The 11,867-nt window shown below is 58.4% G+C and carries 11 protein-coding genes; 5 read left to right on the top strand and 6 right to left on the bottom strand.

All coding sequences use genetic code 11. The features are described from left to right. Nucleotides 1–69 precede the first annotated feature (69 nt). From PSH90_RS26285 to PSH90_RS26295, 3 genes are all read left to right on the top strand, one after another. Nucleotides 70–999 (top strand): hydrogen peroxide-inducible genes activator, encoded by a 930-nt coding sequence (locus PSH90_RS26285; RefSeq protein WP_024014805.1) that lies wholly within the window; start codon nt 70–72, stop codon nt 997–999. Nucleotides 1,000–1,008: 9 nt separating this feature from the next. Beyond that, nucleotides 1,009–3,084: an ATP-dependent DNA helicase RecG gene (recG, locus tag PSH90_RS26290; protein ID WP_041476627.1), complete on the top strand. Its 2,076-nt coding sequence runs from the start codon at nt 1,009–1,011 to the stop codon at nt 3,082–3,084. 79 nt (nt 3,085–3,163) lie between these two features. Further along, entirely contained in the window at nt 3,164–4,564 is a 1,401-nt protein-coding gene (locus tag PSH90_RS26295) for an aminoacyl-tRNA deacylase and HDOD domain-containing protein (RefSeq protein ID WP_041476626.1), read from the top strand. 88 nt (nt 4,565–4,652) lie between these two features. On the opposite strand, the gene PSH90_RS26300 is transcribed toward PSH90_RS26295, so the two are convergent. Beyond that, nucleotides 4,653–7,217: a hypothetical protein gene (locus tag PSH90_RS26300; protein ID WP_305381781.1), complete on the bottom strand. Its 2,565-nt coding sequence runs from the start codon at nt 7,215–7,217 to the stop codon at nt 4,653–4,655. A 188-nt stretch (nt 7,218–7,405) separates the two neighbouring features. Next, on the bottom strand, nt 7,406–7,789 hold the full coding sequence (locus PSH90_RS26305) for a hypothetical protein (RefSeq protein ID WP_056790828.1): 384 nt from the start codon (nt 7,787–7,789) through the stop codon (nt 7,406–7,408). Nucleotides 7,790–8,157: 368 nt separating this feature from the next. Here PSH90_RS26305 and PSH90_RS26310 point away from each other — a divergent pair, with 368 nt between their 5' ends. Beyond that, complete coding sequence (locus tag PSH90_RS26310; protein WP_056790830.1) at nt 8,158–8,520, top strand: DUF6124 family protein; 363 nt, start codon at nt 8,158–8,160, stop codon at nt 8,518–8,520. A 59-nt stretch (nt 8,521–8,579) separates the two neighbouring features. Here PSH90_RS26310 and PSH90_RS26315 read toward each other — a convergent pair whose 3' ends face one another. The 4 genes from PSH90_RS26315 to PSH90_RS26330 form a co-directional block, all read right to left on the bottom strand. Further along, nucleotides 8,580–9,011 carry a hypothetical protein gene (locus PSH90_RS26315; protein ID WP_252877114.1) on the bottom strand — a complete coding sequence of 144 codons (432 nt, stop codon included), beginning with the start codon at nt 9,009–9,011 and terminating at the stop codon, nt 8,580–8,582. A gap of 13 nt (nt 9,012–9,024) precedes the next feature. Further along, a complete protein-coding gene (locus PSH90_RS26320) occupies nt 9,025–9,612 on the bottom strand; it encodes a lysozyme inhibitor LprI family protein (protein ID WP_237143798.1) in 588 nt (195 codons plus the stop codon). Between the two features lie 4 nt (nt 9,613–9,616). Beyond that, nucleotides 9,617–10,072: a cell division protein gene (locus PSH90_RS26325; protein WP_252877116.1), complete on the bottom strand. Its 456-nt coding sequence runs from the start codon at nt 10,070–10,072 to the stop codon at nt 9,617–9,619. 139 nt (nt 10,073–10,211) lie between these two features. Continuing rightward, on the bottom strand, nt 10,212–11,576 hold the full coding sequence (locus PSH90_RS26330) for a lysozyme inhibitor LprI family protein (protein ID WP_256807625.1): 1,365 nt from the start codon (nt 11,574–11,576) through the stop codon (nt 10,212–10,214). 11 nt (nt 11,577–11,587) lie between these two features. Between PSH90_RS26330 and PSH90_RS26335 the strand changes: the two genes are divergently transcribed. Beyond that, nucleotides 11,588–11,860 (top strand): hypothetical protein, encoded by a 273-nt coding sequence (locus PSH90_RS26335; RefSeq protein ID WP_252877118.1) that lies wholly within the window; start codon nt 11,588–11,590, stop codon nt 11,858–11,860. Nucleotides 11,861–11,867 lie beyond the last annotated feature (7 nt).

The raw sequence follows: 11,867 nt of genomic DNA on the forward strand, positions 1-11,867 counted from the left end.
GCAGTCTGATAACGTGCGTCTATCGATTGCAGCCGGTATGCTTGGCGCGCATCTTCATGGACGCTTGCTATGACCCTCACAGAATTACGCTACATCGTTACCCTCGCCCAAGAGCAGCACTTCGGCCATGCCGCCGAGCGTTGCCACGTCAGTCAGCCGACGCTGTCGGTGGGCGTGAAAAAACTTGAAGACGAACTCGGTGTGCTGATTTTCGAGCGCAGCAAAAGCGCCGTGCGCCTGACCCCGGTCGGCGAAGGCATCGTCGCCCAGGCGCAGAAAGTCCTGGAACAAGCCCAAGGCATCCGCGAACTGGCCCAAGCCGGCAAGAACCAGCTGACCGCACCGCTGAAAGTCGGCGCCATCTACACCGTCGGCCCGTACCTGTTCCCGCATCTGATTCCACAACTGCACCGGGTCGCCCCGCAGATGCCGTTGTACATCGAAGAAAACTTTACCCACGTGCTGCGCGACAAACTGCGCAACGGCGAGCTCGACGCGATCATCATCGCCCTGCCGTTCAATGAAGCCGACGTGCTGACCCTGCCGCTTTACGACGAGCCGTTCTACGTGCTCATGCCGGCCCAGCATCCGTGGACCAAGAAAGAATCCATCGACGCCGGCCTGCTCAACGACAAGAGCCTGCTGCTGCTCGGTGAAGGTCACTGTTTCCGCGATCAGGTGCTCGAAGCCTGCCCGACCCTGACCAAGGGCAACGACGGCGCCAAGCACACCACGGTAGAATCCAGCTCGCTGGAAACCATTCGCCACATGGTCGCGTCCGGCCTGGGCATCTCGATCCTGCCGCTGTCGGCGGTGGACAGCCATCACTACGCCCCCGGCGTGATCGAAGTGCGTCCACTGACCGCGCCGGTGCCGTTCCGCACCGTGGCGATCGCCTGGCGCGCCAGCTTCCCACGGCCGAAAGCCATCGAGATCCTCGCCGACTCCATTCGCCTGTGCTCGGTGGCCAAGCCAGCGGCGCCGGTCACGGCCGGTTAAGCGAGCGTCATGACGGAGCTGTCGCAAGTGTCGGTGACGGCACTCAAGGGTGTCGGCGAAGCCATGGCCGAGAAACTGGCTAAGGTCGGCCTCGAGAATCTGCAGGACGTGCTCTTCCACTTGCCGCTGCGTTATCAGGATCGCACCCGCGTGGTGCCGATCGGCGCATTGCGACCGGGGCAGGACGCCGTGGTCGAAGGCACCGTCAGCGGTGCCGACGTGGTCATGGGTCGCCGCCGCAGTCTGGTCGTGCGCTTGCAGGACGGCACCGGCGGGCTGAGCCTGCGCTTCTACCATTTCAGCAATGCGCAGAAAGAAGGCCTCAAGCGTGGCACGCGGGTTCGCTGCTACGGTGAAGCCCGGCCCGGCGCCTCAGGCCTGGAAATCTACCACCCCGAATACCGCGCCATCACCGGCGACGAACCGCCGCCAGTGGATGAAACCCTGACCCCGGTCTACCCGCTCACCGAAGGGCTGACCCAGCAGCGCCTGCGCCAGTTGTGCATGCAGACCTTGACGCTGCTCAAGCCGAGCACCCTGCCGGACTGGCTGCCGACCGAACTGGCCCGCGACTACCAACTGGCGCCGCTGGCCGACGCGATCCGTTACCTGCACAACCCGCCCGCCGATGCCGACGTCGATGAACTCGCCCTTGGCCATCACTGGGCGCAGCATCGCCTGGCTTTCGAAGAACTGCTCACGCATCAACTGTCGCAACAGCGTCTGCGCGAAAGCATGCGTTCACTGCGCGCGCCGGCGATGCCGAAAGCCACAAAGCTGCCACCGAAATATCTGAAAAACCTCGGCTTCAACCCGACCGGCGCGCAACAGCGCGTCGGCAACGAAATCGCCTACGACCTCAGTCAGCACGAACCGATGTTGCGCCTGATTCAGGGTGACGTTGGCGCGGGGAAGACCGTGGTTGCCGCCCTCGCCGCACTGCAAGCGCTGGAGGCCGGTTACCAGGTTGCATTGATGGCGCCGACCGAGATCCTCGCCGAACAACACTTCATCACCTTCAAGCGCTGGCTCGAACCGCTTGGCATTGAAGTCGCGTGGCTGGCCGGCAAGCTCAAAGGCAAAAACCGCGTCGCCGCGCTGGAGCAGATCGCCAGCGGAACACCAATGGTGGTCGGCACCCACGCGCTGTTCCAGGACGAAGTGCAGTTCAAGAACCTCGCACTGGTGATCATCGACGAACAGCACCGCTTCGGCGTGCAACAGCGTCTGGCACTGCGGCAGAAAGGCGTCGGCGGGCGCATGTGCCCGCACCAACTGATCATGACCGCCACACCGATTCCACGGACGCTGGCGATGAGCGCCTACGCCGACCTCGACACCTCGATCCTCGATGAATTGCCGCCCGGGCGTACCCCGGTCAACACCGTGCTGGTCACCGACACCCGCCGCGTCGAAGTCATCGAACGGGTGCGCAGCGCCTGTGCCGAGGGGCGTCAGGCCTATTGGGTGTGCACGTTGATCGAGGAGTCCGAAGAGCTGACCTGCCAGGCCGCCGAAACCACGTTCGAAGACCTCACTGCCGCCCTCGGCGAATTGAAAGTCGGGCTGATTCACGGGCGCATGAAACCGGTAGAGAAAGCCGCCGTCATGGCCGAGTTCAAGGCCGGCAACCTGCAACTGCTGGTCGCGACCACGGTGATCGAAGTCGGCGTCGACGTGCCCAACGCCAGTCTGATGATCATCGAAAACCCTGAACGCCTTGGTCTCGCACAGTTGCACCAGTTGCGTGGTCGCGTCGGCCGGGGCAGCGCCGCCAGCCATTGCGTACTGCTCTACCATCCGCCGCTGTCGCAGATCGGTCGCCAGCGCCTGGGCATCATGCGCGAGACCAACGACGGTTTCGTTATCGCCGAAAAGGACCTCGAACTGCGCGGCCCCGGGGAAATGCTCGGCACCCGCCAGACCGGCCTGCTGCAATTCAAGGTCGCCGACCTGATGCGCGACGCCGATTTATTGCCCGCCGTGCGCGATGCCGCCCAGGCTTTGCTGGAGCGCTGGCCGACCCACGTCAGCCCATTGCTTGACCGTTGGCTGCGGCATGGGCAGCAATACGGCCAAGTGTGAGCACCGTCGCAGTTTGTGCAGGATCGTTCCTACAGAGCTGGTTATACTCCTGCCATTGTTTCAAAAACGGATACAGACCATGACCGAAGCTGCTCTCGTCCCCGAATCTCCGCAAGCTCCGTCTGTTATTCGGCTGCTGCTCAACAAGCTGGGCGTTGCCTACGAAGAAGTGCTCGACCACCACGGCCTCAATGCCTCGCGCAAAGTGCAGGCCGTGTTGCTGGACGACGCCGTGGGCGCGTTGATGGTGCTGTTTCCACAGAGCCAGTTGCTGGATCTCAATCGCCTCGCCGAACTCACTGGTCGCCGACTCACAGCGGTGTCCACCGAACGCCTGGAAAAGATGCTCGGCAAACACAATCTGAGCCTGCTCCCAGGCCTGCCGGCGCTAACCAGTTCGCCGTGCCTCTACGAAGAAAGCCTGCTGCGCGAGCCGAAGCTGCTGATCAACTCCGGCGAGCCGGGCCTGCTGCTGGAAATCAGCAGCGAAGACTTCAAATCGATGCTGACCAAGGCCAGCGCCGCCAACTTCGGCGAAGCCCTGAGCAGCATCCGCCCGAACCTCGACCGCCCGGACGATGACCGCGAGGAAATCACCCAGGCCGTGCAGGCGTTCACCGCACGCCGCATTCAGCAGCGTCTGGAAGCGACCATCGAGATTCCGCCGCTGGCCGAAACCGCGCAAAAAATCATCAAGCTGCGCGTTGACCCCAATGCCACCATCGACGACATCACCGGCGTGGTTGAAACCGACCCGGCGCTGGCCGCGCAAGTGGTGAGCTGGGCGGCGTCGCCGTACTACGCCTCGCCGGGCAAGATTCGTTCGGTGGAAGACGCGATCGTCCGCGTGCTGGGCTTCGATCTGGTGATCAACCTCGCGCTGGGCCTGGCCCTCGGCAAGACCCTGAGCCTGCCCAAAGACCACCCGCAACACACCACGCCGTACTGGCAGCAGTCGATCTACACCGCCGCCGTCATCGAAGGCCTGACCCGCGCCATGCCGCGCGCCCAGCGCCCGGAAGCAGGCCTGACGTATCTGGCCGGTCTGCTGCATAACTTCGGTTACCTGCTGCTGGCCCACGTGTTCCCGCCGCACTTCTCGCTGATCTGCCGCCACCTGGAGGTCAACCCGCACCTGTGCCACAGCTACATCGAGCAACACCTGCTCGGTATCAGCCGTGAACAGATCGGCTCGTGGCTGATGCGCTACTGGGACATGCCGGATGAACTGGCCACCGCCCTGCGCTTCCAGCACGACCCAAGCTACGACGGCGCCTACGCCGAATACCCGAACCTCGTCTGCCTGGCCGTACGCCTGCTACGCAGCCGCGGGATTGGCTCCGGGCCGGATGAAGATATTCCGGATGCCCTGCTTGAACGCGTCGGCCTGAGCCGTGACAAAGCCAACGATGTCGTCAGCAAAGTGCTTGAGGCTGAAGTGCTGCTGCGTGAACTGGCTTCGCAGTTCAGCCAGGCCTGAAAAGCTTCGCAGGCAAGCCCGCTCCCACAAGATCGATGCGATCTTCAGGAGCGGGTGCGTTGCGGCCAACTGTTGATTATTGGCGTAATCAACCGCGGTACCGAATCACCCAGCCCTGCGGGTTCGGGAAGCTTCCAATGAAATACCCTCCCACTACAATTCGGCCGTCCCCTAGTACCGTCATGTCATGAAGAGCCTCCAGGACCCCGGCCTCGTCGAAGATGCTGAACCCTGTGCCGTTGAATGACAGGTCCGGTGTTCCGTCCGCCAAAAACTTCGCCGTGATCGCACTCGGATCATCGTCGGTGACTCCGATTCCGGTGTCGCCGCTGACGACGATTGAACCGTCAGGTCGCGCTACACAGCGCAACCATCTCAAACCTTGCGGGACAAAGTCGGAGAACAACGGTTTACCGTTATTGAATACGAGATTGTAGGAGCCTTTGGACGTGAGGACCGCAATCACTCCACGCATGCCACCGTCCCTTACGGCAGCCCCTGCAAGAACAATCTTGCTATCCACAATTGAAATGGCGGACAGGTGGATCTCATCCTCACCAGAGATGATCACGACTCCGTTACCGCTCTCGCCAAACTCCCTGTCGATCTTGCCGTTAGCGTCGAATCGAATGACGTAAGCGCCCGAAGATGGCCCGCTATAGCTGCCACCAACCACCACAGCGCCGTCAGGTTGATGCGCGACCATCTGCGCAGAACTGTGTTGGTGTGCAATGCCAGCGAGCTCGACAGGCGCGAAACCCGTGCCATTGAACGTGGTGTCGTCGGAGCCATCCGCATTGAGCCGCATGACGACGCCGCTCACACGGCCAGCGTCGTCTTCGACGGATCCGACCAGCAGGATTTTCTCGTCTTGCCGCAAGACATTGTCGCCATGACCCGCGCTCCCCATCTGCGCATAAGGAAGGTAACGCACACCCTGTTCAGCAAAGTTGTGATCCAGCCGTCCATCTTTGTCTTGTTTCACGACAACCAGCCCGGCGGAAACATCAGGCCCATTGTTCTGGTACTCGGCACGAACGAGCCAACCGCCATCCGGGAACGGCGTCAACTCGAGCATCGAGTGCATATACAAACCGTCCTTGAGTGAAATCTCGACGAATCCGGTCTTTTCTTCACCAAAACCGAGGTCTAGTTGGCCGTCCTCCAGAAGCCGGGCGATCAGCGTTTCCAGGCCATCGTTGCGTCGACGAACAGCCACCAGCAACTTGTTGTCCGGCAGAGCCAATACCGCTCTTACGTCAAACTCAGACAATCCTCCAAGCGGAAATCTGACAATGCCGTTTTCGCCAAAAGACGGATCAAAATTCAGCGTGCCACTCGTCAGGTTTGCGCTTAGATAGCGAGTGATCCAACCATCCACCCGGGAAGGGTCAGAAAGGCTGGTGTGGGTCATGGACACCACTATCCGACCGTCCTCCATGATTGCCAGATCATGAGGAAACACTGGCCCCGCTACGTTATCGAAGAGCGTATAGCCAATACCGTTGAAGGCCGTGTCCAGCTTGCCGTCTGCGAGAAAGCGCGCGGTAATTACCGCGGAATCACCGGCTCCAACGACAATGATCGAGCCGTCGAGCTGTGATGTATGCCGCCACGTCAATCCGTCTGGCAGTAACGGGGAAAACAGAGGCTGGCCATTATTGAATACAAGATTGGATGCTCCACTGGCGTTCAGCACAACCACCAACCCGCCATGGACGTTCTTTTGCCAGGCGTCACCCACCGCAACGATCCTGCCATCACTTTCGCGCACCGAAACAGCGTTCAAAGAGCTCTCGCCATCCTCGTCGAAAATCAGCTTCGCCTGGCCGTTGTTGAAATCCTTATCCAGCTTCCCCGCTACGTCCAAACGTGCCAGAAAAACTCCGGAGGCTGTCTCACCACTCTGAAAAACGCCGCAAACCAATACTTTGCCATCGGCTTGAACAGCGATAGCGCCGGCGGTGTTCGAGGTGGCACCGACATCCACCAAGACGTACCCCGCGCCGTCAAATGATGGATCGAGCGAGCCGTTCGCCAAAAGACGCATCACGACGGGCGATGGCCATGGCTCATCGATCAGCAGGAAATGGAGCAGGACGATTTTGCCATCGGCCTGCTGAACTGCAGAGACGGTAGAGGCATTTGTAGCGGGGGACTTTTGGCTTGACTTCGCCCCTGCCGACGACGCAAGCGTGGAGCCCGGGATCTTGTAGAAAGAAAATAAACTCACGCCTTTATCGCCGAACGAATCGTCCAGCTCACCGTCGCCTTTCAAGCGGATCATTGCTTGGCCGGCATCGACGGCCTTCTGTGTGAAGTATTGAACGCGCACCAGCCAGCCGCCGTCCCGCAACGCATCGAGCCCAAACACGGTGCTGATGCTAGCGCCGTTCAAAGATATCTCGACGAAACCCGTCTCATGACTTCCGAAGGACTTGTCGAGCGTACCGTCTTCGTTCAATCGGGCGATGGCCAGCAGCGCGTCACTTCCTTCCAGAGGAAGAGCGACCAGCAACTTCCCGTCGGGAAGGGCCAAAACGGCCGCAGCCTCATGGCTCGCAATGCCCGGTATCGGTAATTTCAATAAACCATTCAGGGCAAAAGAGGGATCGGGGGTACCTGGCGTGGTCAAGTCCTGAGCCTGAGTCATGTTCTTGCTCCATCAAGTGCGTGGCGTCCTTTACGGGACCGGAGCTTGAGTAGAGCATCGCGAAGATGAGCAAAGCACCTGACAGAAATGACAGTTCGACCGTCTTTACAGGCCTGAATAAAGACTTTGCGAGCCAAAGAACGCACGATTCTTCATTGTGCTTCGCTTGAAGCCAACCCAAAAAAATCTCAAGCCTTGGCCTTTGCCTTCCTCGGCTTCAAATACTTCATCAACCCCTGAAACCACATCACCAGCGCCGGGTTGCCCTTGAGCTGGATCGACTTGTCCTGAATCCCCTGCATAAACGCCAACTGCTTGTTCTTCGCCTGCATCGTGGCAAAGCCATAACCCGCGTCTTTAAACGCAATCGCAAACGCCGGCTCCGGCACCACGCCAGACTTGCTGGTGATGCGCTGATCCTTGACCACGAAATGCCGCGCCACTTTCCCGTCCAGCGTCTGCAGCTGAAACACCAGATCCTTGTCACCCAACTGCTGCTGGAACGCAGGATTTGTCCGGCTGGCCTTACCCATCAACAAACCCATCATCCACAGGAGAAAACGAAATTTCATGCGCACAGCCTCAAAAGGAAAATGAACGGCCGGGGCAGTGTAAGGGATTCGGACGATAACGCCAGTATCTGAAGCTGTTGGAAGAGGATGCAGACCATTTCCCGCACGATGACCGCCAAGTCACGATTCCGCAAGCAACGTCCTACACCTGTTGAAACACATCCCTGTAGGAGCTGGCGAAGCCTGCGATCTTTTGATCTTCCGCCCCGCGAATCCATGGGAAGTTTCCTGCAAAGTGCGGGGCTGTCCGTGAACTAGGCGAGCTTGAAGATCACCGATAGGCTTCCTGCGTCATCGGGTATTCGGTGACCGGATGTGCAAGTCCGAATTCGGGAGCAATTTCTTCTTACTCCAAGGGATTTACACCGATGACCAATTCAAATACCAACACCGAGGACACCTCCCCCTACGAATCCTTCGATTCAAGAAAATTACATGAAGCCGCCGAACGCGCCCTCGATCACCACTTCGGCAAATCTGACCTCTCTCAGGCCCCACGCCCTGAAGGCCTGTTCAGCCTGAACCCGGACATCGATGCCGAAGCCCTCCTGGCCAACGCCTCGGAAGACCTGCTATCCATCAGCATCATCGCTGCGGACCTTGCGGACGACATAGATGGCTCACGCCGCTCGGTTGCATTGGCATTGAGTAGGATGGCGGACGGGGTCAGATTGATGGTGGAAGGGACGCTTGATCACATTGAAGTGCGAAGCGTGGCGGCCAAGCCGTAGCGAGATTGGTGAATGAAAAAAAAGGGGACGTTAAGTCCCCTTTTTGAATATTCCCTGCTTCACCACTGGCAACCTGTTTCAGGTTTCGCATCCACGTTGTAATCGTTTTCAAACGAATACTTCTTTGCAGACTTGTAATTCGTATACGTCATCGCATCAACCCGGCCACCCTGAGTGACCATCTGATACTCACCTGTCAGTGCGCCATCAACTACTTCAACCCAAGTTGTCGTGTACTGGTAGGGCCGGCCATACACGAGTTCTTCTTGTTCAGTACTGCGATGAACCAGCCCGATTGCCTTTTTCGACTTGCTGTACTTGACGCCAGCACCGCTCCATTTGGCGACAGAGTCGTAATAGGTTCGGAATTCAAAATTTATGGGTTTGCCTTCGTAGGAGCGAAAGCAAAAAACCCCGGTCGTGACCTCGCTATGAGCCGCCAGAGGAATGAAAACGAGCATCGCGGAAAACAATGCAGACGAAAATTTCAAACCAAACATTCCTTTAGCGGTTCATGGGTAATTGAAAGCGCATCCTCACCACGCAGTAGGCGACGTCTTCACGCAACAGACGGCTAGCCATCTGGCAGTGCCCTTCTGCGTACTTCTTCCAAAGCGGATCATCGAATTGATCCCCTCCCAGCCGCTCGATTGAGGCCGCTAAATTTCTCTCACGATCCTTCCCTGCAATCGCGGATGCCGCTTTGTAAAAACCATCCAGCAGTAAACCCGTCTGTAGAGCGATCAACTCTCCCAGCCGAGCATTGGTTGTCTGCACCAGACACCCAAGCCTCTCGATTGGCGCCTCAGCACCCGGCAACGCAGCTTGGTAAAGCTCTTCGCAAAACGACTCTTTGAAGCGCACCCAGTTCTTTTGCACATCTCTCAGGTGGCTTTGCTCCGCAGGAGCCAGAGTCGACAGCGCTTTTTTGTATTGCTCGTTCAAGACACCATCGACTTTCTTGAAGGTTTGCTGGCCGCAGGTGATCAAGTCCGGGTTGGACAAACTGTCTGGGTTGCACGCTTCTCCAGCAAACAATGCGGATGAAGCAGCAGAGAGCAAGCAACCGAGAAGAATCGAAAATACTTTCACGCTGTTACTCCTTCCTTTGACGGTCATGTCTGTACAGCCAAAACAGCGGCGGCAACAACACCAACAGAGCTAAACCATCCAGCCACACGTGCGACCAGACCTGCTGTTGCGCCGAGAGCCACATGTCCTGCGGCGCCCATAACAGGATGCCGGCGATCAACCAGCCCCAGATGGCCGGAGCTTTCAAGCGATTGCCCAAGTGCACCAGCGCGAACATGTACAGCGAATAACTTTGCAACGTCGCGCCGAACAGCGCGAGCCACCAGACTTGTTGTTCGCGGCCGGCGGTGGGAACCGCATCGGCACCCCAGAACGACAGTTCGAGGACTTGCAGGTAGCCATCGAGCAAGCCGGAGTCACCGGCCCAGGTCAGGGTAAGACCGGCGAGGATATGCGTGATCGCAGCGGCATATAGCCAAAGCACCAACGCTGGGCGAAGCGAGGAAGAAGGGGCTGGCATTCCGTGTCCTGAGCGCGTTCCTTGGGGGTGGGGAGTTTAAAGGAAAATCGGGGGAGTCAGATGCTCAAGCGTTAAACGTTTTAGCCTGAGGGATTCAGGCAAAACTTGTGCAAAACCGCCTCAAACAGGCCCTCGAAATTCAAATGCAGTGGCTGGATTTGATGGGCGCCGTGGCTGACGATCCCAATCGCCCCACGTTGAAGAGGCCCAGCTGATCACCTTTGTCAGCCGCCATTTGATAACAGGCTAACGCTCGAGACATATCCTTCGTTCCCCACTCGCCTGCTTCAAAGGTAGAAGCCAGATAATTCATCGCGTCTGTGGAGCCCATGGTAATCGCTCGAATAACCTGCTCTTCTGCCTGCTTGGGATGAAGGCAAGGGCCGTTATAGTCGGTGGAGTTTCCCGAACAAAGAAACGTCGCATAGCCCAGCGCACCCTTTGGTATTTTCGAGGCCGCTTTGAACAAAGCCTCAACCTTAGGGGTTTCCAACTGAGATGCCATTTGCGAAAGACTCAGGCTCGCCGCCGACAGGCTCGCCTGTGCATCGCCCGACTCTGCAGCACACACAAAATTTTCCAGCGACGCTTCAATCAGCTCCGCAGTCAGCCCGTATTGCTCAAGAGACCCCAGCCCACCCAACGCTTCTGCACGCTGATAACAAAAGTTTTCGGCGCGGCTCATTCCCGGGTTATCCGTTGCGACAAGATCCTTCTCGCTGACCGACCAATCCTCAATCCCCTCAAGCACCCAGCACGCCTGACGAGAGAAGTTGAAGATCTTGATATTGCTGTTGCCGGCCCGTTTATCCACCACGTTGACGTGACTGTCATCAACCTCTTCAATCTCGACCCCAGGTGTCTTGCCGGGCGTGATTGCAGCCATCAGCGGATAGGTGAAGGTTGTTCCACTGACACCCGAGGTCGAAGGCTCAAAGGTACGTCGATCCTTCCCAGCTACCGGTTTCAACACCAGCGACTTGACCGTCATTGCAGTCAGACGGCGTTGTGATTCGCTGTTGGCGGAAAACGCGGTCAGGAAAGGCGCGAACTCCTCCGAGGGGCAAGCGTCGCTGGTCGGTGCCGTCGAAGCGCTCTTATCGGATGCAAGCGCAGGGACAATCTTGTCCAGATACGCCGAGCGCTCGCGACTCATTCTGGCGATGCACAAGTTAACCGCGAACACATGCGCCGGCATCCCAGTCTCGATCTCGAATGCCTCCAAAGGGCAGTTAGCATCGCGCAATTTCAACCACGCACGTTGCGACTCTTTAACCTTCGCCGCGTACTCCGCACCCAACGCCGGATCTGCTCGATAGTCAGACTCAAGCCGCGACATCAACTGCTTGTAGCTGACGTTCAACTGCGCATCGGCAGCCTTCTTCGCCGCCTCCGAACAGGGCACCATTTCCAGGCTTGAGGTGACATGGCTGCAGTCATCCTGCGCATAGGCCGCTGAAACCGGCAGTAGCACGGCCAGCAGGGTAAAAACAAAACGTTTCACGGGGTTCTTCCTTGAGTCATTCAGGCTTTGCGTTTGGTGAGTCGGGTGATGCATTGATCTGGTCCGTTCATGCCCCAGTAAGTGCTGAGCAACGTCTTACGTTTTTTGTCGACGCGCAGGTTAACGAAGCCATCGCCGCAGTCCGGCTGCAACTCTTCAAACGTGCCGGATTTGGGGCTGATTTCGTGTCGACACCGTTGACGGGACTCAATGTGGTGGTTTCAGCTAACGCCGGCATCGTCCAAGTCAGACCGATTAGTGATGCCGCTAAAGGGTTGAACTGAATTTACC

The organism is Pseudomonas sp. FP1762 (genome assembly GCF_030687105.1).
Taxonomy (GTDB): domain Bacteria; phylum Pseudomonadota; class Gammaproteobacteria; order Pseudomonadales; family Pseudomonadaceae; genus Aquipseudomonas; species Aquipseudomonas siliginis.

What these genes read in the sequence shown, in the direction of transcription:
- PSH90_RS26285 (WP_024014805.1), top strand. Translation starts at nt 70, where the DNA reads ATGACCCTCACAGAATTACGCTACATCGTTACCCTCGCCCAAGAGCAG.
- recG (WP_041476627.1), top strand. Translation starts at nt 1,009, where the DNA reads ATGACGGAGCTGTCGCAAGTGTCGGTGACGGCACTCAAGGGTGTCGGC.
- PSH90_RS26295 (WP_041476626.1), top strand. Translation starts at nt 3,164, where the DNA reads ATGACCGAAGCTGCTCTCGTCCCCGAATCTCCGCAAGCTCCGTCTGTT.
- PSH90_RS26300 (WP_305381781.1), bottom strand. Translation starts at nt 7,217, where the DNA reads ATGACTCAGGCTCAGGACTTGACCACGCCAGGTACCCCCGATCCCTCT.
- PSH90_RS26305 (WP_056790828.1), bottom strand. Translation starts at nt 7,789, where the DNA reads ATGAAATTTCGTTTTCTCCTGTGGATGATGGGTTTGTTGATGGGTAAG.
- PSH90_RS26310 (WP_056790830.1), top strand. Translation starts at nt 8,158, where the DNA reads ATGACCAATTCAAATACCAACACCGAGGACACCTCCCCCTACGAATCC.
- PSH90_RS26325 (WP_252877116.1), bottom strand. Translation starts at nt 10,072, where the DNA reads ATGCCAGCCCCTTCTTCCTCGCTTCGCCCAGCGTTGGTGCTTTGGCTA.